Raw genomic sequence first — 24,300 nt, forward strand, 5'->3', positions numbered from 1 at the left:
TCGCGAGCGTCAGGCGTAACGGTACGGGCGACGCCGATGTGGCGCTGAATAAGGTGGAAAGCCCTTTGATACCACCGCATGTAACGTTGCCGATCGCTCAGGCTTTCGAGTTGGCGGCCGAGTTCGCCCGTAAGTCGTCAAGGTAGTCGGCCCAGGCCTGCATCAGTAGCCGCCTCTTCTCGATCAGCGCACCGCGCCGATAAGCGGCCTCTGCCTTGTTGCGGATCGCATGCGCCAGAGCCATCTCCACTACCTCGCCCGGCGTGTCCTGCGTCTCGGCGGCCCAATCGCGGAAGCACGACCGGAACCCATGCACCGTGAAGGGTAGGCCAAAGCCCTTGGGTGCCGGCTTCTGGACCAAATACAGCATGGTGTTCTCGGACATCGCGAACGGAGGTAGCTTGCGATCCAGGCCACGCAGGATGGTCAGTGCGGCCGTCGACAGTGGCACGAAGTGATCACGGCCGCCCTTCATGCGCTCCGCCGGGATAGACCAGATACCGGCAGCGAGGTCGAACTCATCCCAGCTGGAACCGGTCACCTCCTCAGTCCGCGCCGCGGTGAGGATGGTGAACTGGAGTGCCCGTCGGCTACGGGCGTCGCGCTCACGTAGCCTGGCCATGAAGGCGGGCGCATCGCCGTACGGCATCGCGGCGTGGTGCTGGGGCTTGCGCACCTTGCTCGGCCTGGGCAGAAGATTGTCCAGATGGCCACGCCAGCGCGCCGGGTTGTCGCCCTGGCGGTGGCCATGGACCTTCGCCCAGTCGAGCACGCGCTCGATGCGCGCGCGCAGGCGCGACGCGGTCTCTGTCTTGGTGGTCCAAATCTGCCTCAGGCACGCCATCACGTGAGCCGTGTCGATATCTGCCACGGGCATGTCCCGCGCCGGCCCGTGGTCTCGCAGCGACTGCGTCCATTGCTCCGCCTGGGCATCGTTCTTCCAGCCGGCCTTCTGGCTTTCGATGAGCGCATCGGCGCACGCGCCAAACGTCAGGCCGACCGACCTGGCCTGCACACGCGCGGTAATGGGGTCACGGCCTTCCAGCAGCGTGCGCCGGTGCTCGACGACAGCGCGCCGAGCCTCCTGCAGGCTGACCAGCGTGGTCGAGCCCAGTCCCATCTCCCGCCGGCGGCCGCGCAGTTGGAATCTGAAGACCCAGGACTTGGCTCCGGTTGGTCCCACGAGCAGATATAGACCGCCGCCGTCAGCGTGGTAGCCTTGCGCTGTGATGGTTTGGGCCGCCCTGGCGCTCAATCGATTGGTGGGCCTAGCCATGCTGCCCCATGCTTTGCCCCATGTTTCTACGTGCGATTGCGTGATCCAGCATGATCTGAATAGAGCGTCGCATGGCTTGCGACGCAAGCATCTTGAGTCCTGCTGAGACTGCGTGAGAGGGCAATATCGGCCTCTCGCTCCGCCAGTGTTCTAAACGCCCGCAAATCACTGATTTGCGGGCGTTTTTATTTGTGCTACGCGTTCGTCGATAAGGCCATATTGGTTGAAAGCGTTCGTCTGGGCGCTGCAACGCTGAGCGTCGTCGGATTCTGGGATCCGTGGGTGCTCGCTGACGCTAGTTCAACTCTGCAGGCGCGTCCGAGCGCACTCAGGCCAGCAGTGAGTACGGCGAAAGGGTCGCGCTGTGCGCGTGTCGTCAGTACCCACAGTACTTCAAGAAGGTCGGCTCTGAGCTCGGCTGCTAGCCGGAGGCTTGCAACTAGCCTTTGCGTCTCTCACCAGCTCACATCTGAAGCATGAGATGTGCTGGCTAGCGAAGGCCCTTGTCTTGCTCGCATCGCTCGACGGTCGATAGCGACGCGTCAGGCGCCTGCAGCGCGATCGCGAGCTGCGTTGTCGCATTACGAAGAGGTCGCGCCCTGTTTGCTTGGTGCCAGTCCGCCAGATTTCGGCGCAGCTCTGCGACATGTCATTCCATCCGCATGGTTGTGGGCATGCGCTTGTAGGCATTGCGCGAGACACAGGGCGAGGCAGCACTCCATTGCCGTGTGCGCCAGCGTGCCGTATGAGGCATGGAGCGGGGTGCATCGACGTGAGCGATAAAGCCTCGTATCGATGGTGTCTTGAGCACTCCGGTTTTTGCCATCTTGCGCATGCAGGCGGGTGGCATACGAAGACACTGCTTCTGCGCGCGAGATTGCAGCGTTTGGATCTGTTGCTGCTGCAAATAGACCGGTGCACCAATCCACTCCTGTGGACCATCAAGGAGTAAGGATCAAGACCAAAACCAAAACCAGGGTCGAAGGCCCAGAGCGAAAGGCCTATCGATGTTCGGCGTTCGAGGTTGGCGGCGCAGCGATCGAGGTCTTACACCCCATTCGCTCGCCTGCCCGGGCTGCCATGAATGGCACTCAGGACGGGCGTCATTGCCGCTTCGCGAGCACGCGTCGCCTCTGTCCTACACATCTGAACCGCCCTGTCGATGCGGCATGTGGTGGGGGGTCAAGTAACCGGCACCTGGGTCGCTAAGGACGTAGACCATATCTCGGATGTTGACGTGATGCGCCTATCGAACCTGCTTGGACGCGTGTTCTCCTTCTGGGGTCGCGGGCTGCGCCACAAGGTCGCAGCGGTGGACCGGGTGATGGCGGTCATCGAGTTCGACCTGGACGGCCGCATTCTGGATGCGAACCCGAACTTCCTGGCCCTGATGGGGTATCGACTGGACGAGGTGATCGGCCAGCACCACCGCATGTTCGTGACGGCCGCAGATCGCGACAGCGAAAGCTATCGGCACTTCTGGGAGGGGCTGCGGCGCGGAGACTTCAATGCCGGGCGCTTTTGCCGGCTGGATAAACGCGGGCACGAGGTGTGGATCAATGCCTCCTACAACCCGTTGCTGGATCGATCCGGCAAGGCGTATCGCGTGGTGAAGTACGCCACCGACATCACTGCGCAGGTACGCCAGACAGCCGATTTCGAGGGGCGCATCGACGCCATCGACAAGGTGATGGCGGTCATCGAGTTCTCGCTGGACGGCACGGTGCTCGCGGCCAACCAGAATTTCCTGCAAGTGATGGGCTACCGGCTCGAGGAGATTGTCGGCAAGCATCACCGTATGTTCGTCGATGCCGGCACGCGCCAGTCGGCGGAGTACCGCGCGTTCTGGGATTCGCTCGGGCGCGGTGCCTTCGATGCAGGCCGCTATCGGCGCATCGGCAAGGACGGCAGGGAGGTATGGATCCAGGCGTCCTACAACCCGGTGCTCGACGAGCATGGGCGCCCGTACAAGGTGGTCAAGTACGCCACCGACGTGACCCGCCAGGTGATCGATTCGGCCGATGCGGATGGGCGCATCCGGGCGATCGACAAGGTCATGGGCGTGGTCGAGTTCGACCTGCAAGGGAACGTGCTCGGTGCGAACGAAAACTTCCTGACCATCATGGGGTATCCGGCTGCCGAGGCGATCGGCCAACACCACAGCGTGTTCGTGGATGCGGCCTACCGCGCGTCCGAGGAGTACCGGCAGTTCTGGGCGAAGCTGGCGAGCGGCCAGTTCGATGCGGAACGTTATCGCCGATTGCGCAAGGATGGCAGTGCGGTGTGGATCCAGGCTTCCTACAACCCGATCCTGGATGTCTCCGGGCGGCCGTACAAGGTGGTCAAATACGCAACCGACGTCACCGATCAGGTGCGTTCGGCCGAGCGGATGCGCGATTTGATGCTGCAGACCATGAGCATTGCGCAGAACGTGCAGCGCGAGGCGCATCATATTTCAGTGAGCAACCAGGAGCTGGTCAGTCGCGTGTCTACGCAGTCTGCCGCGGTGGCGCAGACCTCGAGCACGATCGATCAGCTGGCCGCAACGGTGCGGGCCAATTCCGAGAATGCCGGTTCGGCGCGGCGCATGGCCGAAGACTCGGCCACGGTGGCGCGGCGCGGTGCCGACGTCATTGCCGATGTGGTCAAGACCACCGCCGGCATTCGCTCGGCGACCGACCGCATCGGTCAGATCATCGAGGTGATCGACGGCATCGCGTTTCAGACCAACATTCTGGCCCTGAACGCTGCGGTCGAGGCGGCGCGTGCGGGCGAGCAGGGGCGCGGTTTTGCGGTGGTGGCGACCGAAGTGCGTAGCCTTGCGCAGCGCTGCAGCGTGTCGGCCAGGGAGATCCGGTCCTTGATCGACCACGCGACCGATCAGGTCGGCGATGGCTCGCGCCTGGCCGAGCAGGCCGGTGTAGTGATGCAGGAGATGGTGTCTTCGGTCCTGCGGGTCACTGCGACCGTGGAGCAGATCGCCGCCGCCAGCCATGATCAGGCGCTGGACATTTCCAGCGCCAATACCGCGTTGCAGTCGATCGGCGTGCAGGCGCGCGACCAGGCGCAGATGGTGGGCGACTTGGCGCGTTCGGCGCGCGTGCTGGAAGACGATGCGGATGCGCTGTTCGCCTTGGTCAACGGCGATGCGGATGGCGGGGCGGATCGTGCGCCAGTGCAGGTCGATGCGCAGGCTGCGCGGCGCGCGACAGCGAAGGTGGCGTGATGATGGTTCACTGCGTCCCGCACCCGACGTCGTGATGTTCCCTTAGATCCTGCACTTCCTTGTAGTGGATCTCGGCGCAAGTGGCCGAACCTGCGGTGCTGGGGCGTTCGCTGCCATCAGCGCCGCTGCGATGACATACAGACCGTCGCGATGATGGAGCGAGCTGCAATTGGCAACTCACACATCGCAGAGCGCGCAACTCGCAGCGCGAGTGGCATTTTGCGTCTCGCGGCTATTGGCTGCCAAGCTGCAGGATGCAAGTCGCCTGCCATGAGCTGCCACGTCACGGCTGGCCAGCTCCACGAGACTGCGCACAAGACAAAGCCCGCGTACGCGGGCTTTGTTTGCTTCGGCACTGGCCAGCGCATCGCACGCCAATCTTGGCAGGTACGCCATCCAGCCCGCCCTGGACGCTTACTTGGGCAGGTCGAACACCAGTACTTCGGCATCGCGTGCATCGGCCAGCACGATTTCCGGCTCGCCGACGATCTGCACCGCGTCGCCAGCCGACAGCGCCTGCCCATTGACGCTCAGGCTGCCACGCGCCACCTGCACGTAGCCGATGCGGCCTTCGGCCAGCGGCTGCTGCAGACGCGCCTGGCCATCCATGATCGAGGCATACAGGCGTGCGTCCTGGTGCAGGCGCAGGGAGCCGTTGTCGCCGCCTGGCGAGGCGATCAGGCGCAGTTGATTGCGCTTGCTGTCGGCATCGAAGTGCTTTTCTTCGTAGCTCGGCTCGATGCCGGCACGCTCGGGCATTACCCAGATCTGCAGGAAGTGCACGGGCTCGCTGGCCGAGTGATTGAACTCGCTGTGAGTCACGCCGCTGCCGGCGCTCATGCGCTGCACGTCGCCGTAATGCAGGACCGAGCCGGTGCCCATGCTGTCCTTGTGCTCCAGCGCGCCGCCCAGCACGTAGGAAATGATCTCCATGTCGCGGTGTGCGTGGGTGCCGAAGCCTTCGCCTGGCTGCACCTTGTCCTCGTTGATCACCCGCAGCGGGCCAACGCCCATGTGGCGCGGGTCGTGATAGCTGGTAAAGGAGAAGGTGTGGCGTGAGGACAGCCAGCCATGTTCGGCGCGGCCACGGGTTTCGCTCTTGCGGACATTCAACATGCTGCTTCTCCTTGAAAGGTTCGAAATTGGCGCTGGAAGGAATCGGGGTCCAGCGGCTTGATGCGTAGTCTCCGCCTCTATCTTCGCCACAAAAAGCGAGTAGATTTGGCCATTACCATCGAAAATTTCGAACAATGAAAATCAGCCTGGAAGCGTTGCAGATCCTGGATGCCATCGACCGGCGTGGCTCGTTCGCTGCCGCGGCCAAGGTGCTGTTCAAGGTGCCTTCGACGATTTCCTACACGGTGTCCAAACTCGAAGAGGATCTGGGCGTGCAGCTGTTCGAGCGGGTGGGGCCGAAGGCCACGCCTACCCAGGCTGGCCGCGAGCTGTTGCGCGAGGGACGCCACTTGCTGCGTGCCGCGCAAGAGCTGGAGGTGCGGGTGCGGCGCGTGGCTTCCGGCTGGGAGTCGGAGTTTGCGATCGGGCTGGATGCGGTGCTGCCTGCGGCCTTGCTGCAGTCGCAGATCCTGGACTTCTACACCGTGGCCGACAGTACGCGGCTGCGTGTGCTGAGCGAGTCGTTGTCGGGCAGTTGGGAGGCGCTGCTGGACAGGCGCGTGGACCTGATCGTGGCGGCGGGCGAGGGGCCCAGCGGTGGCGGCTATGTGGCCGAGCCGATCGGCACGTTGCGGTTCGTGTTTGCCGTGGCATCCACCTCTCCGCTGGCGAATGCCGGCCTGCTGGGCGCGGCCGAGTTGGCCGAACACCGTGCGATCGCAGTGGCGGACTCGGCGCGGCGCCTGCTGCCGCGCACGGTCGGGCTGCTCTCCGGACGCGATGTGCTCACCGTGCCCGACATGCGCACCAAGCTGCTGCTGCAATTGGCCGGCGTCGGCTACGGCTTTCTGCCCGAGCCGTATGCGCGCGGGGCGCTGCAGGAAGGCCGGCTACGCGAGGTGCAGGTGGAAACCCGCAAGCCCGACGAAACCTTTTATCTGGCATGGCGGCCGGGCGAGGAGGGGGAGGCATTGAGCTGGTGGCGACGCGCCTTGCGCAGCGAGGGCCTGTTCGAGCGCTGGTTGCACGCCTTGGCCGCAACGTATCGTTCCGTCGCTGCCGGGCAGTCGCCGCTGTGAGGGAAGACGGATAATGGTCGCCCGCCATCGCGCAGGGTCGTCGCATGCAAGGCTTGATCGAACAGTACGGATTGGCGCTGGTGTTCGCCAACGTGCTGGCGTTGTCGCTCGGGCTGCCGGTGCCAGCGTTGCCGACCCTGGTGCTGGTCGGCGCCAGCTATGCGTTGCAAGGTGGCAGCGATGCCTGGCTGGCCGGGCTTGCAGCGTTGGCGGTCTCTGTCGCGGCAAGTCTCTTGGGCGATCTGGTCTGGTATCTGGCCGGTCGCCGCTTCGGTAACCGCACCTTGCAGTCGCTGTGTCGGCTGTCGTTGTCGCGCGACAGCTGCATGAAACAGACCGAGCGCTTTTTTTCGCGCTGGGGCGTGCGCGTGCTGGCGGTCGCCAAGTTCGTGCCGGGCCTGTCGATGGTCTCGGTGCCGATGGCCGGGGCAATGCGGGTACGTCCTGCGGCGTTCCTGCGATACGACGCCGTCGGTGCATCGTTGTGGGCATTGGTCGGCTTGAGTGTGGGTGCTGCGTTCGCGCCTCAGGTGCAGGACGTGCTTGCCTTGCTGTCCGAACTCGGCGCGGGCGCAATCGTGGTCTTGGCCGCGTTGCTGGCCGGCTATGTCGGTTGGCGCTGGTGGCGACGGCAGAGCCTGTTGCGATCGCTGGAGCATGCGCGCATCGCGGTAGACGAGTTGGTGCCGTTGCTGGCCGGCGAAGAAAGCCTGCGGCCGACCGTGCTGGATATCCGTGCCCCGGGCTATCGCCAGTTGCAGCCATACGCCATTCCTGGCGCCGTGTTCGCCGACGAGCGTCAGCTGGCGCAGATCCTTGCCAGCGTGCCGCGCGATCGCAGCGTGGTGATCTACTGTGCGTGTCCGGACGAGGTGTCTGCAGCATGGCTGGCTGCGCGGATGCGCGAGCGCGGGTACCGCGATGTGCGGCCACTGCTGGGTGGTCTGGACGCATGGCGCGATGCCGGGCACCCGGTGACATCGCTGGTGCCAGTGGCGGTGGTTGCCGACGCGAACGCTGCTGCTGCCACGGCCTGATTGCGCGTGAGGCGGTGCGTGCGGTGACGGCGGCGCGCGTTCTGCTGAGAGATCGGCATCGCCCGACGGAACGGCGCACTGCAATGCAACGCACTGCGCACCAGCGTTTGCTTCGGCAGAAACGACGGGTAAAAAAAAGACCAGCAAGCTGGTCGTTTTCTTCGAGATTGGTGCGCCCGGAGAGATTCGAACTCCCGACCGCCTGGTTCGTAGCCAGGTACTCTATCCAACTGAGCTACGGGCGCATATCTTGTTTTGACTTGCAGATCTGACGCGGGGCGATCGGATCTTTTAACTTAAAAACAGCGCGTGAGTGCTGTCTTCTTCTTGTTCTGAGGATGGTGCGCCCGGAGAGATTCGAACTCCCGACCGCCTGGTTCGTAGCCAGGTACTCTATCCAACTGAGCTACGGGCGCCTCGTCAGGAGCGGAATTATGCGGATGAGCGACGGGTCCGTCAATCCCTTTGTGAAATTCCAGCGTCGTTGCGGTCGTGGTCAGGCGCGCGACGCAGCGCAGCGACCACGGCCGCAGGCGTTTTCATCCAGGCGAAATGATCGCTGCGTGCGCCGAGTTGCACATCGTCCAATCGCACATGGTGTGGGTGTGTTTGCGGCATCTTGTCGAGTAATGCGCGCAGCGCATCTGCTGGGCCCCACGTGTCGCGCGCAAGGGTCACTGCGCGAATCGGCACGCGCAGTTGGCCCAGCGCCTGTTCCAGATCCCATGGCGCGCCTGCCGCGCGATAGCGATTGCTGCGGCCGACCTGTGCCCAATCGGCAATCAGACTGCGTGCTTCGGTGCCGCCAAAACCGAGCTTGCGCCCGTTCAGTACGCCCTGCCTGCGCGCCAGCCATGGCAACAACCGAAACGCCAAGGGCAGGCCGTAACGCATGGGGACGGGAAAATTGCGCCAGTACGGCGAGCCGCTGGCCACCAGCCAGAGCTGGGAGAATTGCACCGGATGCAGCGCGGCGTAGCAGCACGCGAGCTGACCGCCAAGGCTGTGTCCACCGATCATGCGCGGCAGCTGCGGGTCGTGGATATCGAGTAGGGCGTGGCTGGCGGGGAGATCGTCTGCAAGCAGCGTGCGATAGCCTCAATCGTGCTCACGCGACGGGCGCAGCGTGCTGCTGCCATTGCCGCGCCATTCGTGCACATACACCGCAACCCCGGTGGACGCGAGCGCTTGTGCGAACGGTTGGTAATGCCGCGCTGCCACGCCCAATGCCGGCAGCCACAGCAGCGTTGTGGTCGGGTGCGGCGGCGCGCAACGGATGATTTGCCAGCGGTGCCCATCTGCAGCGCTGGCGAGCAGGGTATCGGTCTGCACGCTCATGCGCCGGGCGCGGCGCCGAAGTGGTCGAGCACCAGCACATCGCTCTGGCCGGGGCGTTGGCCGATGCGAATGGCGCGGGCAACGTAATCGATCGCCGCTTCGCAGGCATTGAGCAGCGACAGGCCCTGGCACAGCTGCGCGGCGATGGCTGCCGACAGGCTGCAGCCGGTGCCGTGCGCATCGACCTGCAGGCGCGGATGCATGAACACGTCCTGGGTCACGCCGTCATCGAAGCGGTCGAGCACGCGTGCGCCCTCGTGCAGATGTCCGCCCTTGAGCAACACCGCGTTGGCCCCCAGGTCGAGCAAGGCGGCGGTGGCATGTTCGGCGGCGTCGGCGCTGTCGATGCGGCGGCCTGTCAGTAGCTCGGCTTCGGGCGTATTGGGGGTCACCAGGGTGGCCAGCGGCAGCAAGCGCGTGCGCAGCGCATCCAATGCCGCATCTTCGAGCAGGCGCGCGCCGCTGGTGGACACCATCACCGGGTCGAGCACCACGAACGGCGGGCGATACCGCTCAAGCAGGTCGGCCACGCAATGAATGATGTCGGCATTGGCCAGCATGCCGAGTTTGACCGCCTGGATCTCGAAATCGGCGAAGCATGCATCCACCTGCGCCTGCAGAAAGGGCAGTGGTGGAAGATGCACGGCGGTGACGGCGCGGGTGTGTTGCGCGGTCAATGCGGTAATCGCCGACAACCCGTGCACGCGGTGCGCGGCGAAGGTCTTGAGGTCGGCCTGGATGCCGGCGCCCCCGCCGGAGTCGGAGCCGGCGATGCTCAATGCAGACAGCGTACTGGGCGTAGTCATGTGGCGATTCTGCACTGCTGGCTGGAGGATGTGCGCATCATCCTGTGCGCCAGCGACGCCATTGCAGATAGGCGACATAGCCAGCGCCGGTCGATCCGGTGAGGCTGGCGGGCAGGTAGAGCGCGTCGTACTGCCAGCGCTGGAACAGCAAGGTACCGAGGATGCTGCCGCCCAGAAAGCCGCTGATGATCAGCGCGCTCAGCGTGAGGCGGCGCACCTGCAGCGGGCGCCCGCGCAGCAGGTGTCCCAGGCCGATGCCCAGGTCGGTGAACATGCCGCTCAGATGCGTGGTGCGGACCGCGGCGCCGCTGAGGCTGGTCGCCATCGCATTCTGCAGGCCGCAGGCGCCAGCGGCGCACAGGACGCCGCCGACATGATGCAACTTGAACAGCGCAGTCGCGCCCAGCAACAGCAGCGCCTCGATCATCAGCGCGGCGCCGTAGCGCTGTCCAAGCCGCAAGACATCGTCTTCGATGATCAGTCCGCTGAGCATGGCGCCTGCGCAGAAGGCGATGAGGACGCCGCAGAGAAAGCCGATGTCCGGTGCGGTGTTTTGCGCCAGGGCAACGCCAAGCAGACTGGTCGTGCCGGTGAGGTGGCTGACCACCTGGTGCTCGGAGCCCAGGTAGCCCACCACATTGACCATGCCGGCCACGGCCGACAATGCCACCGCGCCAATCCAGACCCAGCGCGGCAGCAGGATTCCCATCTCGGGTCAGGGGCTACCGTTGATTGCAATCTGCGAGAACGCGCCGGTCTGCGGGTCGTACAGCGCGCCCCAGAACATGCTGCCGCCGTCGCAGACCTGGATCGCTTCCCTCGCCGGTTTCACCGGCGGGTCGTTGGGGAGCTTGAACGCGTTGATGTAGATCAACTGCTGGCCCTGGATCACCACACCCACGTATTGGCGGTCGAACTCGCGCGGCTCGGCAATGGTGGGCGTCAACGCATCCTGCCGCGCTTCGAGCTGTTCGACCTGCTGATGGCTTGGCGCCCAATAGCCGCTGATCCGGCCTGGATGCCGCGCCGGGCTGTCGCGCGAGCAGGTCTGCAACACCTGTTCGGCCACGCTCTGCCGGGTGATGATCCAGGACTGTCCGTTCTTGAGATTGGTCGGCACGCTGGATGGCCCCTGCGTGCTGGCGCAACCGGCCAGCGCGATCGCGGCGAGCGCCGCCGCGCCGCGATATGCGCGCATCACAACACCTCCGAAGCGAAGTCGGCCAGACGCGAGCGCTCGCCGCGACGCAGCGTGATGTGCGCGCTATGCGGCCACGCCTTGAAGCGATCCACCGCGTAGGTCAGCCCCGAAGTGGTTTCGGTGAGGTAGGGGGTGTCGATCTGTTCGACGTTGCCGAGGCACACGATCTTGGTGCCGGGGCCGGCACGGGTGATCAGCGTCTTCATCTGCTTGGGCGTGAGGTTTTGCGCCTCGTCCAGGATCAGATACCGCGACAGGAAGGTGCGGCCGCGCATGAAGTTCATCGAGCGGATCTTGATGCGACTGGCGAGCAGGTCGTTGGTGGCCGCTCGGCCCCACGAGCCACCCTCCTGGTTGTGCGTGAGCACTTCCAGATTGTCGGTCAGTGCGCCCATCCACGGCGTCATCTTTTCTTCTTCGGTACCGGGCAGGAAGCCGATATCTTCGCCCACGCTGACGGTGGCGCGGGTCATGATGATTTCCCGGTAACGCTGCTGGTCCATGGTCTGCGCCAGGCCTGCAGCCAGTGCGAGCAAGGTCTTGCCGGTGCCGGCGGTACCGAGCAGGGTGACGAAGTCGATCTCCGGGTCCATCAGCGCGTTGAGCGCGAAATTCTGCTCGCGGTTGCGCGCCACGATGCCCCAGACCGCATGCTGACCGCTGCGGAAATCGTCGACCAGGCACAGGGTGGCCTTGCCGCCGCCAACCTTGGCCACGCGCAGCTCCACCTCGTCTTCGCCGGGCAGGTACAGGTACTGGTTCGGATACCAGTCTTCGTCCTCGGCCAGGACGATTTCGTAATGGGTGCGGCCGCGTTCGTTCCAGCTGCGCAGATCTTCGTTGTGCTTCTGCCAGAAATCTTCCGGCAGCTCGATGGCGCCGGTGAACAGCAGGCTGAAATCGTCCAGCGCACGGTCGTTTTGGTAGTCCTCGGCGACCAGGCCGCTGATGTAGGCCTTGATGCGCAGGTTGATGTCCTTGGACACCAGGATGACCGGCACATCCGGATTTTCTTCGCGCAGCGCCAGCACCGAGGCCAGGATCTTGTTGTCCGGCAGCATTTCGCCGAAGGTCCGGCCCGGATCGATCGGCTTGATCTGGAAAAACAGCCGGCCGATCGCGGCCTGGCCTTTAAGCTGGATGCCCTGCGGATGGCTGAGCAGGATGCCGGCCTGGATTTGCTCGGCGTTGGTGTTTTCCAGCAATTCGTCCAGGAAACGGCTGACCTGGCGTGCATTGCGGCTGACTTCGGAGGTGCCCTTCTTGGCGTTGTCGAGCTCCTCGATCACCTGCATCGGCAGGAACACATCGTGTTCCTCGAACTTGAACAGCGCGGTGGGATCGTGCATCAGCACGTTGGTGTCCAGCACGTAGATGCGCTTGCCTCGGGTCATTGGGTCTTCCAAGTGATGGAGCAGGGGCGAGCCATCACGCCTGCAGCTGCAGGGTGATGGAGGACGCGGGAAGCGAGGGATGTCACTGTTTGGCGTGCGCCTTTACTGCGGCCAGCACGGCCTCGGCATGGCCGGCGACCTTGACCTTGCGCCATTCCAGCACGACATGCCCTTCGGGCGACAGCAAGAAGGTGCTGCGCTCGATGCCGAGCACCTGTTTGCCGTACATGTTCTTTTCCTTGATCACGTCGAAGGCGCGGCACAGCGCTTCATCGCTGTCGCTGATCAACGGGAAGGTGAAGCCTTGCTTGGCGCAGAAGTTGTCGTGCGACTTCACCGAATCGCGCGAGACGCCCAGCACCATCGCACCTGCTTTTTTGAACTGCGGCAGCAAGGCGTTGAAGTCCAGGCCTTCGGTGGTGCAGCCGGGCGTGCTGTCTTTCGGATAGAAGTACAGCACCAGCCATTTGCCGGCATAGTCGCGCAGGGTGGTCTGGGTGCCGCCGGACAGCGCCAGCGGCAGGTCGAAGGTTGCAGCAGGGAGTTCGAATACAGCGTCGGTCATCGTTGCTCAGCCCAAAGTGGAGGGGCGTACGGCGCGGTCATGCCGGGCCGACGTCCATCCCATCATAAGCAGCCACATGGAAGCGTTTGGCAAGTGCGTCGAACTGCGCATTGCGCTGATTCAGCGGCTCGATGGTGTGGTGTTCTTTCTTGTCCACATGCAGGAAGTACGACTCTTCGTCGTCGCCATCGTCTTCGTCGCGTTCGCCGAGGAAGATGTCGATGACGCGATAGCCGTCCTGGGTCAGTTGCTCGGCGAGTTTCTGCAGCGGCTCCTGCGCGGGATCGGCGAAGAAGTACTCCCAGCGCAGCGGACCGTCGAGATTCCAATCGGTCTCCGAGCGGATGTGGTCGAACATCTGTTTTAGCGCAGAGATCGCGATGGCCATGGTTGGTGCCTTAGAACTTCATCGGGTCCATGATCGCGTCGAGATTGAGGTGATCACAGAATTCCAGGAAATCATCGCGCAAGGCGGCGATGTGCATGTTGGCCGGCACGCCGATCGTCACCTGCGCCGAAAACATCTCCGCGCCGGTCTGCATGGCGCGGTAGCGGGTGCTTTGCAGGTTTTCGATGGTGATGCCCTGGCGGTCGAAGAAATCGGCGAGCTGGAACAGGATGCCCGGCTTGTCGGCGGCGATCACTTCGACGATGTAGGGCAGTAGGTTGGACTGGGTCTGCTTGGGGCCGGTGCGATACCAGACCAGCTTGAGACCTTCCTCGCGTTCGAGCCGGGTCAGCATGGCTTCGAGCTTGGCGACCGAATCCCAGGAGCCGGTTGCCAGTGCGGTGACCGAGACGTCGCGCCCCACCGTGGCCAGACGGGCGTCCACGAGATTGCAGCCGCTGTCGGCGATGCGGCGAGTGACGGGCAACAGGGGGGACTCCGGATGCGTCGTGTAGGCGTTGATCAGGAGGTGATTTTCGGTCGGCGAAGGCCGGGGTGTAGAGTCGGTCAAAGGGGCTTCCGGCATTGCATCAGGCTGAATGGCCGCCCGGGCAGGCGCCCTGGCGGTGACCAGCATACTTGCCCGTGGTTTCGCGCCGCAAGTAACATGCAGGCGGTCGCAACCCGCGCGTGCGCGGGCCTTTTCCTGTCACGTAAGAGCAGCAGAATCTTGTCCCTTTCCGGCATCATCACCGCGCTGGCGACCCCCTTCGGTCCCGATGGCGCACTCGACCTGGATGCCTGGCGGCGGCTGCTGGAGCAGCAGTTGCACGGTGGCGTGCAGGGACTCGTGGTTGCCGGCTCCACCGGCGAAGCGGCGGCATTGAGCGACGACGAATACGACACCCTACTGCGCGCTGCCGCGGCGCAGGTGGCCGGTCGCGTGCCGGTGCTGGCCGGCACCGGCTTGTCCGGGACGGCAAAGACCATTGCGCAGACCCGTCGCGCTGCAGCGCTGGGCGCGCAGTACGCGCTGGTGGTGACGCCGCCCTACGTGCGTCCGACCCAGGCCGGGTTGAAGGCACACTTTCTGGCGGTGGCCGATGAAGGTGGCCTGCCGGTGGTGCTGTACAACGTGCCGGGCCGCACCGGCTGCGACCTGCTGCCGGAGACGGTGGCCGAGCTGGTGGGCCATCCGAACATCGTCGGTATCAAGGAAGCGCGTAGCGAACCCGAGCGCGTCGCCGCGTTGGTGGCCTTGCGCAGCGACAGTTTTGCGGTGCTCAGCGGCGACGACGGCAGCGCGGCGCACGCGATGCTGTCCGGCGCTGCCGGGCTGATCTCGGTCGCCTCCAACGCCTTGCCGGCGGCGTACCGGCGCCTGTGCGATCTGGCCCGCGATGGCCAGCGCGATGCTGCCGCTGCCTGGGACGCGCGGCTGAGGGAATACCACAGCTTCTGCGGAATCGAATCCAATCCCATCCCGGTCAAGGCGCTGCTGCAGCGCGCCGGGATCGGCCACGGCCTGCGCTTGCCGCTGCTGCCTCTTTCTGCGGCGCACCAGCCTGCCGCCGACCGCCTTGCCGCCGACGCCATTGCGTTGGAAGCGCTTTCCAGCCGCGAAATGCTCGCGGCCTGACCCAGGAGATCTATCGATGCGTCATTCCGTTTCCCCCGTCCGCGTGCTGTCGCTCGCGTTGCTGGCGACCGCCACCGTCGCTGCCACGAGCGGTTGCAGCTGGTTTCACAAGGGCGCGCGCGGCGACTATGCGCTGGCGCCGGAAGCCCGCCCACTGGAAGTCCCGCCGGATCTGAACCTGCCCGACACCTCCGGTGCGATGAAGGTGCCGACGCTGGCTTCGACCACCCAGCAGCAGACCAACACGCCGCCGTCGGCAAGCGCCAATAGCGGGTTTACCGTGCCGGGCGAGCGCGACGAGGTGTTCGGCAAGGTGGGCGCGGCATTGGCCGACATCCCCGGCCTGACCATCGCCAGCAAGGCGCAGATGCTCGGTTCCTATGACGTGAGCTACGAGGGTTCCAGCTTCCTGGTGCGCGTGGTCAAGGTCGACGCCGGCAGTTACGTGTCGGCCGTGGACCCACGTGGCATGCCGGCGACGGCGGCAGCGCCGGTGGCGGTGATCGCTGCGCTCAAGGGCAAGCTGGGCGGCTGAGGCCGGTGCGGTTTGCTGGATAGCAAAACGGGCGCCTTGGGCGCCCGTTTTGCGTTAGTGCGGAGTTGATGGCAACTGCATTGTGAGGTGCGGCAGCGGTGCGGCTCCGGGCCGCGCCCGGTCGTGCAGCTCAGCGCTGCAGCAGCGGCAATTTGTTGGGCTTGCCATCCCATTCGGCGGCATCCGGTGCCGGCTCCAGACGCACGGTCAGCACCGGCCAGGCCTTGGCGAGCTCGGCGTTGAGCGCCACGAAGGCTTCCTGGCCCGCTGGCACGTCGTCTTCGGGATAGATCGCGTTGGCCGGGCATTCCGGCTCGCACAGGGTGCAGTCGATGCACTCGTCCGGGTCGATGACCAGGAAGTTCGGCCCGACGTGGAAGCAATCCACCGGACAAACCTCGACGCAGTCGGTGTATTTGCACTTGATGCAGTTTTCGGTGACAACAAAAGGCATGGCGGAATCCGGCGTTTAGCCTTCCAATTCTAAAGCAGTCGCGTGATGGGTGTGGAGTTGTCGGCGTTTTTGCTGCTGGCCTGTCAGGCCAGCCCGCGCTGCCTGGCCAGCGCGAACAACCCTGCCGCAGCCAGATCTTCCGGATGCAGCCGGCTTTCGACGCCCAGGTGCTGCAGCGCCAGTGCGTAGCGCTGGGCCAGGGCGGGGCTGCCGACCAGATGCACGGTGGCGTGACCGCCGCGGTGCTCGCGAAGTTCGTGGCCGATCAGCACGCCCGAGAGGTAGGACGGCAGCGCCGCCGAGGACAGGCGTTCGAACAGGCCGAGCGTGCGGGTGCCGAACAGGTGGTGGCTGAGGCCGCCAGGGTCGTTGCTGCGATCGACACCTTGGAGGAATGCGTCAGCGTCCAGCGCAGCGTGGTCGTCATCCATCAGCTTGCCGAGGATGCTGTGCCGACGCAGCACGGCGTACAACTCGCCGGTCATGACCGTGGCGAAACCTGTGAGCTGGCCGTTGGCGATCCGCGCCCACTTGCTGTGCGTGCCGGGCAGGCAGGCGACATGCGCGCCGTCGCCGAGCGCGGCGATCAGCCCGACCAGTTGGGTTTCTTCGCCGCGCATCACATCGGGCACGCCGGTCTGTTCGCCGGTACTGACGCCAGGCACGAACCACAGCGCGCGGCCCGGCAACAGCGCGTCGTAGCAGCGTATCGCCTGGGCGAGCGCGGCGGTGTCGGCCGGGCAGGGGAGGTAGGGTTGCTCGACCCAGCCATTGCGGCTGCCGATCATGCCCGAGAGCAGCAGCGGGCCGTCCCAGCCATCGATCAGGCCAGCCAGCACTTCGTCGAAGCGGCCCTGGCAGGCCAGGATGCCGTCGCTACCGCGGCGCTGCGCACGGACCTTGCCGTCGGCACCGAGCAGATAGCCGCGCAGGCTACTGGTGCCCCAATCGATGGCGATCACGCGCTCGCCACCCGAGTTTCGGGTAGGCCGGCGATGGCGAGGTCGCAGACGAACAGGCTGCCGGCCTCGGGCATGCGGGCCAGCTCATCGGCGCTGTGGTCCAGACGCGAGGAGATCACGTGCAGTCTATCCAGCGCTGCACCGCCGAAGGCGCTGCAGGTAGGGTGCTTGACCGGCAGCTGCACGACGCGCTCCGCGCTGCCATCGGGGCGATAACGCACCACGCGCGACGCACGCCATTGTGCATTCCACAGGTAGCCTTCGCTGTCGATGATCGAGCCGTCCGGCTCGGCGTCATCGCGGTCCAGGCTGGTGAACACGCGCGTGTTGCTGGTTTGTGCAGTCTCCGGGTCGTAATCGCAGCACAGGATCTGCGGGCGCACCGAATCGCAGTAATACATGGTGCGGCCGTCGAGGCTGAAGCAGATCGAATTGGGAATGGACACACCCGGCAGCGGAAGGGCGCGCAAGCCGTGCTTCAGCGAAAATTGGTAGAACGCACCGCGCGCGGCCTTGCTGTCGTGTTCGTCCATGGTGCCGAACACCAGATTGCCATGCCGGTCGACGCGGCCATCGTTGCTGCGCGTAAGCGGGTTGTCCGCTTCCACGTCCGCCAGTTTTTCGAAGGGCAGCACGTCTTCTTCGATGGTGTCCGGATCGACAATGCCGATCGCCTTGGCCAGCGCGATCAGCACGCGGCCATCGTCCATCAAGCCGATGCATCCGGGGCGGTCGGGCAATGTCCAGTAGCGCATGTGCGCACTGGCCGGATGGTGCCGCCACAGGCGTTTTTCGCTGATGTCGACCCAGTACAGCGCCTGGCGTTGCTCGCACCACAGCACGCCTTCGCCATGTGTGCAGCGGCTGTCGACCGCCAGCACGGCGGTGTGTTCGGGCGTGCTTACCATTCGGCGATGCTGCCATCGCTGTGGCGCCATACCGGGTTGCGCCAGTCGGGCGGGTTTTCGTTTGCGCGCTTGAGCATCTCTTCGTCGATCTCCACACCGAGCCCGGGTTTGGGCAGTGCGGCAATGCTGCCATCCACGCAGTGAAAATCGTCTTTGTTGACGACGTAATCGAGCAGATCCGCGCCTTCGTTGTAGTGGATGCCGATGCTCTGTTCCTGCAGCACGGCGTTGTGCGAAACGAAGTCCACGTGCAGGCACGCGGCGAGTGCGATCGGGCCGAGCGGGCAGTGCGGGGCGAAGCCGACGTCGTAGGCTTCGGCCATCGCGGCGATCTTGACGCATTCGGTGATGCCGCCGGCATGCGACAGGTCCGGTTGCACCATGCCGATGCCGCCGGCGCACAGCACGTTCTTGAATTCGAAGCGCGAGAACATGCGTTCGCCGGCGGCGAGCGGAATCGAAGTGCTTGCGGCCAGACGCGGGTAATACTCGGCCTGTTCGGCCAGCACCGGCTCCTCGACGAACAGGGGCTTGAACGGTTCGAGCTCGCGCAACAACGCCTTGGCCATCGGCGCGCCGACGCGGCCATGGAAATCGATGCCGAAGTCGATGGTGTTGCCGAAGGCTTCGCGAATTTCAGCCACCTTGACCACCGCCGCATCGACTGCGCGCGCGCTGTCGATCAGCTTCATTTCTTCGGTACCATTGAACTTGAAGGTGTCGAAACCCAGCGCGCGGTAGTCGGTGATCTGCTGGATGATCGCGCCCGGGCGGTCGCCGCCGACCCAGCGATAGGTCTTCATGCGGTCGCGCACCAGCCCGCCCAGCAATTCGTACACCGGCACGCCCAGCGCCTTGCCTTTGATGTCCCACAGCGCCTGGTCGATACCGGCGATGGCGCTCATCAGGATGGCGCCGCCGCGATAAAAGCCGGCGCGGTACAGGGTTTGCCACAGGTCGTTGATGCGCGCCGGATCCTTGCCCACGACATAGCCGGCCAGTTCGTGCACGGCGGCCTCCACCGAACGCGCGCGGCCTTCGATGACCGGCTCTCCCCAGCCGGTGATGCCCTCGTCGGTCTCGACCTTGAGGAACAGCCAGCGCGGTGCGGCGTGGTAGGTGGTGAGGCGGGTGATCTTCATCCTTGCAGTTCCTGGTAGGCCTGCACAAAGGCGCGTGCATGCGTCTGGGTTGTTTCGAGCGATTGGCCGGGTTTGTACAGTTCGCCACCGATGCCGGCGCCGGCGGCGCCCTGGGCAACGAAGCCGGCCAGGGTCTGCGGGCTGACGCCGCCCACCACATAGACCGGGATGTGCGTGGGCAGCACCGAGCGCAGCGCGCGCACATGCGCGGCGCCATAGGTCGCTGCCGGAAATAGCTTGAGGATGGTTGCGCCGGCGTCGATGGCGTCGAACGCTTCGCTTGCGGTTGCGAAGCCGGCCACCACGGTCAGGCCGCGCGACACCGCATGACGGATCAGCGATGGCCGCGTGTTCGGCGTAACGATGAAGCGCGCACCGATCTCGGCCAGGGTGTCGACATCTTCGTTGCGCAACACCGTGCCCGCACCGATCCAGGCGCGCGCGCCGAAGGTCTGCTGCGCCAGCGCAATGCTCTGCTCCCAGCGCGGCGAATTGAGCGGGATTTCGATCGCATCGAAACCGGCGTCGATCAGTGAGCCGACATGGTCGAGCGTCTCTTCCGGCGTGATGCCGCGCAGGATGGCGACCAGGGGCAGGACGAACGGGCTGGCGGTGGTATCTGAAGTCATGCGGTTACTCGCGGTAGAGCGGAAAGCGGCGTTTGGCGGCCGGAGGGCCGGCAACGTCGGGGGAGGCTGCGCGACTGCGTGTCGTGGCATGGCGGCCGACGCGCAGCGTGGAAGGAGGACGTGTGGCGAACAAGGCGATGGATTCCGACCTTGAGGGAGCGTCACCTGGACACGCATGCGCCGTCCTACGGCCTGCAATCGGCGGGCATGATGCCGTCATCGTCGTCCACCTCCGCATATAGGGCGTGCGTGTTGCCGCCCGAGGAGGGGCAGGTCACGTCTGTTCTGACCGCGCCCGGGAGGTAGGGGCTCCTGCTGCGGCGTTCGATAGCCTCGCGCGGGGAGATATGTGCTGCAAATGAAATTTTCGGCATATTCTATTCCTCCGACGAATACACGGTCGCAACCGCACGCTATGGCAAATTCCGGTACTCCCTGGTTCAACGCAGCCCGGCTCAAGACGCGCCAGCTCCTGCTGCTGCTGCATTTGCACGAACAGCGCTCGGTGTTGCGCGCGGCTGAGGCCGCTAGCATGACGCAGCCGGCCGCGTCCAAGTTGCTGGCGGAAATGGAAGACATGCTGGGGGTGAAATTATTCGAGCGGCATGCCCGTGGCGTGGAGCCCACCTGGTATGGCCACGTGCTGATCCGGCGCGCACGCGCAGCGATGTCGGAGATCGGGCGGGCGCAGGAAGAAATCGCCGCGCTGCGCGCCGGCCGCATGGGCCAGGCTTCGATCGGCACGGTGGTCAATCCGGGCACCAACCTGGTGCCGCAGGCCATCGCCGAGGTCAAGCGCGAATTTCCGGACATCCTGGTGCGTGTGGAAATGGACTACAGCCGTCCGCTGGTGGCCAAGTTGCTGGACGGGCAGCTCGATATCGTGATCGGGCGCATCCTCGGGCCGGAAGGGGTGGGCGAGCTGGAGTTCGAGCCGCTGGCCGACGAGCCGCATTCGGTGATCGCGCGTGCCGGCCATCCGCTGGCCAGCCGCGCCGGCCTGCAGCACGCCGATCTGGTACGGCACGGCTGGATTCTGCCGCCGGCCGACAGCGTGTTGCGCGCGCGCCTGGATTCGATGTTCATGGAGCACGGCGTGCAGACGCCGACCAATGCCATCGAAACCTCATCGCTGCCGGTCACCTCGACCCTGCTGCGCGGCACCGACATGCTGACCGCCCTGCCGGTGGAATCGGTGGCGCCGTTGATCCAGGCGAAATTGCTTACCGTGCTGCCGATCGAACTGGGCGTGCGGATGGAATCGTTCGGCATCATCCGTCGACGCGATTACGTCCTGCCGCCCGGTGCCGAGCGCATTTTGCAGGCGTTGCGCACCACTGCACGACGTCTGTATCCCGCGCTGCGCGTGCCGGACTCCCTTGCCTGACCAGTGCGCTCATCGCTATTCCGCAGTGGAATAGCAGCCTGTGAAATTTTCATTGGCTGGCGCTGCGTGGTGCGCCTATACGTGTGAACCAGATCGCACGCTGAAGCGCACGTAACGTCGGGCACGCGATCGGCGGCCAGGCCGCCTGCTGGAGGGAATTGACGGGCGACATCGCCCGTTTTTTGCGTGATCACGCCGCGCGTCTGCGTTGCGACAACTTGTTCAATCGTCTTGCGTCCTGGGAGGGATTCAGATGTACCAGTGTTCCAGCCATGCCTCGGCAGGTACGGGCGTGCTCGCCCGTCGTTTGCCTTCGTTGCGCCGTTCCGCCATGGCCATCAGCATCGGGCTCTTGCTCGCTGCGCCGGTCTATGCGCAGCAGGCGCAGTCGTCCCAGAACGCCTCCTCGAGCACCGCGAGCAAGGCCACCGACCTGGATGCAGTGGAAGTGCGCGGTGTGCGCGCCAGCCTGATCAAGTCGCAGTCGATCAAGCACGATGCCGAACAGATCGTCGATTCGGTCAGCGCCGAGGATATCGGTGCCCTGCCGGATCGCAGCGTTACCGAAACCCTGCAACGGGTGAGCGGCGTGACCATCGATCACTTCATGGCGCGTAACGATCCGGACCACTTCTCTGCCGAAGGCAGCGGCGTGATGATTCGCGGCATGACCCAGGTGCGCGGCGAGCTCAATGGCCGCGACAGCTTCAGCGCGGCCAGCGGACGCGGCCTGAGCTTCGAAGATGTGCCGGCCGAACTGATGGCGGGCGTGGACGTCTACAAGAACCCGTCGGCCGAGATCATCGAAGGCGGTCTGGGCGGCACGGTCAACCTGCGCACGCGCATGCCGTTCGACCAGCCGGGCCGGATCATCGGTGCGACCGCCGACGTGAACTACGGCGATTTCAGCAAGACCTACAAACCATCGGGCTCGTTTCTCTTCAGCGATCGCTGGAATACCGGCCTCGGCGAGATGGGCTTGATGGTGGATGTGGCGCATTCGGAACTGGCCACGCGCAGCGATGGCATCCAGGTCGAGCCGTTCGTGCGCCGCACCGATGCGGCGCTGCTGGAAGGCACCAGCTTCGACAAAGTCTACGTGCCCGGCGGCGTCAATTGGCGGCAGCTCGATTTCGAGCGCAAGCGCAACGGCGTGGCTGGCGCGTTCCAGTGGCGGCCCAGCGACGACACGGAGATCTACGTGCAATACATGCGCTCCAGTTACGACATGAACTGGCAGGAGCGTGCGGCGTTCTTCAACGACGACACCAACGCGATTGGCCCGGCGCCCGGGACGCAGTTTACCTACGATGCCGACGGCCGCTTCGTCAGTGGCTCGCCGGCATCCAGTTCCTGGCGCGGCAACGTCACCGGCAACGATGGCGTGCGCTTCTACACCAATAACCGCTACGCGCAGCAGAGCACGACCACCTCGGATTTGTCCGGCGGCTTTACCCACAAGCTCACCAGCAACCTCACCGTGCGCGGCGATATGCAGCTGGTGCGCTCGGAGAGCGATTCGCTGGACTTCACCCTGTTCGATTCGATCTACCTGCCGGGCCTGACCTTCGATCTGAGCGGCAAATATCCATCGGTCGGGATTGCCGACAGCACCTACACCAGCAACCCCTCCAATTATTTCTGGAGTGCGGCCATGGACCATCTGGCGAAGAATCGCGGCCGCGAACTGGCCACGCGCTTCGACCTGGAATACGCATTCGACGACAGTGCCTGGCTGCGCACCTTCCGTGCCGGCATCCGCGCCACCGACCGCACCCAGATCAACAAGAACTCCGGCTACAACTGGGGTGTGATCAGCGATAACTGGGCGCAGATTCCCGGGACCGCCAATGGGACCGGACTGGCCGATCTGGCCACCTACATGACCGGCACCTCGCAGCTGTATTCGTATTCCAATCTGTTCCGCGGCAAGATCGATGTGCCCAACAGTCTGTATTTTCCGAGCAACGCCGCAGTCAAGGACTACGCAGGTACCTCGAAGATGATCGAGCAGATCGTGGCGCTGCGCGGCTCGGGCTGGGCGCCGGACCAGTACCAGCTGCAGGACATCAATCGCCAGTTCGAACGCACCCAGGCCGCCTACGCGGTGATGTACTTCGGCAACGACGAAGCATTGGGCGTGCCGGTGGACGGCAATATCGGCGTGCGCATCGTGCAGACCAAGACCGAAGCCAATGGCTACGGCCAGTTCCCGGACCTGTCGGGAAGCGCGGGTTCGGAAGCGCTGCGCGAACAGTACACCGGGCAGTACTTCGCCAACAATGCCAAGGGCAGCTATACCAACGTGCTGCCGAGCTTCAACATGCGCTTCAAGTTCTCCGACGCGCTGCAGTGGCGTATCGCCGCGTCCAAGGCGATGGCGCGCCCGGACTACACGCAGTTGCAGCCGTACCTGCTGCTCGCGGCAAACACCGAGTCCAATGGCACCGTTTCCAGATGGACCGGTACTGCCGGCAATCCGAATCTGCAGCCGATGAAGGCCAATCAGTACGACACCGCACTGGAGTGGTACTTCGACACCAGCGACATGATGTACCTGACGCTGTTCTACAAGAGCGTCAAGGATTACTTCTCCAACCAAACCGTCACCGAAAACTACGGTGGGCAGGACTGGCTGGTGACGCGCCCGTACAACATGGACAAGGGGCGCATCCGCGGCTTCGAATATGGCTACACGCAGTTCTTCGATTCGTGGCCGGGTTGGCTGAGCGGGTTCGGCGTCAATGCCAACTTCACCTTCGTCGACAGCAGCGGCGGCGTGAATACCGCCACCGACCCGTACACCCAGACCACCGTCACCGGTGTGAGCCTGCCGCTGGAAGGGCTGTCGCGGCGCAGCTACAACCTGGCCGGCATCTACGAGAAAGGACCGCTTTCGTTGCGCCTGGCCTACAACTGGCGTTCGCGCTACCTGCTCACCGCCAGCGACGTGTCGACCAAGTTGCCGACCTGGTCGGACGACTACGGCCAGCTCGACGCCTCGGCGTTCTACCGCTTCAACCCGCATGTCCAGCTCGGCATGCAGGCCAACAATCTGACCAACACGGTGACCAAGGTCTTGATGGGGCCGACGTCCTACACGGGCGGCGAGGTCGACTACCATTTGTATACGCGCAGCTGGTTCGTCAACGACCGGCGTTACTCGCTGGTGCTGCGCATGAACTGGTAAGTGCGGGCGATCACGCAGGTGACGTGGG

Annotated in this window: 21 protein-coding genes, 2 tRNA genes and 1 pseudogene; 7 read left to right on the forward strand and 17 right to left on the reverse strand. The window is 64.7% G+C overall.

The window, feature by feature from the left end; translation table 11 throughout:
- Positions 1–97 precede the first annotated feature (97 nt).
- Positions 98–1,276 (reverse strand): site-specific integrase, encoded by a 1,179-nt coding sequence (locus tag EO156_RS10765; RefSeq protein ID WP_029828861.1) that lies wholly within the window; start codon positions 1,274–1,276, stop codon positions 98–100.
- A gap of 1,267 nt (positions 1,277–2,543) precedes the next feature.
- On the opposite strand from EO156_RS10765, the gene EO156_RS10775 reads away from it, so the two are divergent.
- Positions 2,544–4,502, forward strand: a complete 1,959-nt coding sequence (locus EO156_RS10775; protein WP_016849896.1) for a PAS domain-containing protein — start codon at positions 2,544–2,546, stop codon at positions 4,500–4,502.
- 414 nt (positions 4,503–4,916) lie between these two features.
- On the opposite strand, the gene EO156_RS10780 is transcribed toward EO156_RS10775, so the two are convergent.
- Positions 4,917–5,618 carry a pirin family protein gene (locus tag EO156_RS10780; protein ID WP_016849895.1) on the reverse strand — a complete coding sequence of 234 codons (702 nt, stop codon included), beginning with the start codon at positions 5,616–5,618 and terminating at the stop codon, positions 4,917–4,919.
- Between the two features lie 134 nt (positions 5,619–5,752).
- Here EO156_RS10780 and EO156_RS10785 point away from each other — a divergent pair, with 134 nt between their 5' ends.
- Positions 5,753–6,697, forward strand: a complete 945-nt coding sequence (locus EO156_RS10785; RefSeq protein ID WP_003481891.1) for a LysR substrate-binding domain-containing protein — start codon at positions 5,753–5,755, stop codon at positions 6,695–6,697.
- Between the two features lie 44 nt (positions 6,698–6,741).
- Positions 6,742–7,734, forward strand: a complete 993-nt coding sequence (locus EO156_RS10790; RefSeq protein ID WP_016849894.1) for a DedA family protein/thiosulfate sulfurtransferase GlpE — start codon at positions 6,742–6,744, stop codon at positions 7,732–7,734.
- A 168-nt stretch (positions 7,735–7,902) separates the two neighbouring features.
- Here EO156_RS10790 and EO156_RS10795 read toward each other — a convergent pair.
- From EO156_RS10795 to EO156_RS10840, 10 genes and pseudogenes are all read right to left on the reverse strand, one after another.
- Positions 7,903–7,979: transfer RNA gene (locus EO156_RS10795), tRNA-Arg, on the reverse strand.
- A 94-nt stretch (positions 7,980–8,073) separates the two neighbouring features.
- A tRNA-Arg gene (locus EO156_RS10800) sits at positions 8,074–8,150 on the reverse strand.
- 40 nt (positions 8,151–8,190) lie between these two features.
- Positions 8,191–9,072, reverse strand: a pseudogene (locus tag EO156_RS10805) (alpha/beta fold hydrolase).
- Positions 9,069–9,878: a bifunctional hydroxymethylpyrimidine kinase/phosphomethylpyrimidine kinase gene (gene thiD / locus EO156_RS10810; protein ID WP_003481896.1), complete on the reverse strand. Its 810-nt coding sequence runs from the start codon at positions 9,876–9,878 to the stop codon at positions 9,069–9,071. Before thiD ends, EO156_RS10805 begins: the two are co-directional and overlap by 4 nt.
- Before the next feature lie 37 nt (positions 9,879–9,915).
- Entirely contained in the window at positions 9,916–10,587 is a 672-nt protein-coding gene (locus EO156_RS10815; RefSeq protein WP_016849893.1) for a YoaK family protein, read from the reverse strand.
- 6 nt (positions 10,588–10,593) lie between these two features.
- On the reverse strand, positions 10,594–11,076 hold the full coding sequence (locus EO156_RS10820) for a hypothetical protein (RefSeq protein ID WP_016849892.1): 483 nt from the start codon (positions 11,074–11,076) through the stop codon (positions 10,594–10,596).
- A complete protein-coding gene (locus tag EO156_RS10825) occupies positions 11,076–12,473 on the reverse strand; it encodes a PhoH family protein (RefSeq protein ID WP_003481904.1) in 1,398 nt (465 codons plus the stop codon). The genes EO156_RS10820 and EO156_RS10825 overlap by 1 nt, the downstream gene beginning before the upstream one ends.
- 82 nt (positions 12,474–12,555) lie before the next feature.
- On the reverse strand, positions 12,556–13,038 hold the full coding sequence (locus EO156_RS10830) for a peroxiredoxin (protein ID WP_005916564.1): 483 nt from the start codon (positions 13,036–13,038) through the stop codon (positions 12,556–12,558).
- Positions 13,039–13,075: 37 nt separating this feature from the next.
- A complete protein-coding gene (locus EO156_RS10835) occupies positions 13,076–13,426 on the reverse strand; it encodes a ribonuclease E inhibitor RraB (RefSeq protein ID WP_016849891.1) in 351 nt (116 codons plus the stop codon).
- Positions 13,427–13,436: 10 nt separating this feature from the next.
- Complete coding sequence (locus EO156_RS10840) at positions 13,437–14,063, reverse strand: glycine cleavage system protein R (protein WP_002813792.1); 627 nt, start codon at positions 14,061–14,063, stop codon at positions 13,437–13,439.
- Between the two features lie 93 nt (positions 14,064–14,156).
- Between EO156_RS10840 and dapA the strand changes: the two genes are divergently transcribed.
- Positions 14,157–15,065 (forward strand): 4-hydroxy-tetrahydrodipicolinate synthase, encoded by a 909-nt coding sequence (gene dapA / locus EO156_RS10845; RefSeq protein WP_016849890.1) that lies wholly within the window; start codon positions 14,157–14,159, stop codon positions 15,063–15,065.
- 16 nt (positions 15,066–15,081) lie between these two features.
- Positions 15,082–15,600, forward strand: a complete 519-nt coding sequence (locus EO156_RS10850; protein WP_005916570.1) for a hypothetical protein — start codon at positions 15,082–15,084, stop codon at positions 15,598–15,600.
- A gap of 130 nt (positions 15,601–15,730) precedes the next feature.
- Here EO156_RS10850 and fdxA read toward each other — a convergent pair whose 3' ends face one another.
- From fdxA to EO156_RS10875, 5 genes are all read right to left on the reverse strand, one after another.
- Positions 15,731–16,054, reverse strand: coding sequence for a ferredoxin FdxA (gene fdxA, locus EO156_RS10855; protein ID WP_016849889.1), 324 nt, complete (start codon positions 16,052–16,054; stop codon positions 15,731–15,733).
- A gap of 83 nt (positions 16,055–16,137) precedes the next feature.
- The gene (locus EO156_RS10860; protein WP_016849888.1) at positions 16,138–17,016 is read right to left on the reverse strand and encodes a 2-dehydro-3-deoxygalactonokinase; all 879 of its coding nucleotides are present in this window, start codon (positions 17,014–17,016) and stop codon (positions 16,138–16,140) included.
- Positions 17,013–17,924 (reverse strand): SMP-30/gluconolactonase/LRE family protein, encoded by a 912-nt coding sequence (locus EO156_RS10865; RefSeq protein ID WP_033482654.1) that lies wholly within the window; start codon positions 17,922–17,924, stop codon positions 17,013–17,015. Before EO156_RS10865 ends, EO156_RS10860 begins: the two co-directional genes overlap by 4 nt.
- On the reverse strand, positions 17,918–19,066 hold the full coding sequence (gene dgoD, locus EO156_RS10870; RefSeq protein ID WP_003481922.1) for a galactonate dehydratase: 1,149 nt from the start codon (positions 19,064–19,066) through the stop codon (positions 17,918–17,920). The genes EO156_RS10865 and dgoD overlap by 7 nt, the downstream gene beginning before the upstream one ends.
- Entirely contained in the window at positions 19,063–19,695 is a 633-nt protein-coding gene (locus EO156_RS10875; protein ID WP_016849886.1) for a 2-dehydro-3-deoxy-6-phosphogalactonate aldolase, read from the reverse strand. Before EO156_RS10875 ends, dgoD begins: the two co-directional genes overlap by 4 nt.
- Positions 19,696–20,110: 415 nt before the next feature.
- Here EO156_RS10875 and EO156_RS10885 point away from each other — a divergent pair, with 415 nt between their 5' ends.
- Positions 20,111–21,082: a LysR family transcriptional regulator gene (locus tag EO156_RS10885; protein ID WP_003481928.1), complete on the forward strand. Its 972-nt coding sequence runs from the start codon at positions 20,111–20,113 to the stop codon at positions 21,080–21,082.
- Positions 21,083–21,335: 253 nt separating this feature from the next.
- Positions 21,336–24,272: a TonB-dependent receptor gene (locus tag EO156_RS10890; protein ID WP_016849743.1), complete on the forward strand. Its 2,937-nt coding sequence runs from the start codon at positions 21,336–21,338 to the stop codon at positions 24,270–24,272.
- Positions 24,273–24,300 lie beyond the last annotated feature (28 nt).

It is taken from the genome of Xanthomonas sp. DAR33341, from assembly GCF_003992815.1.
Taxonomy (GTDB): domain Bacteria; phylum Pseudomonadota; class Gammaproteobacteria; order Xanthomonadales; family Xanthomonadaceae; genus Xanthomonas; species Xanthomonas cissicola.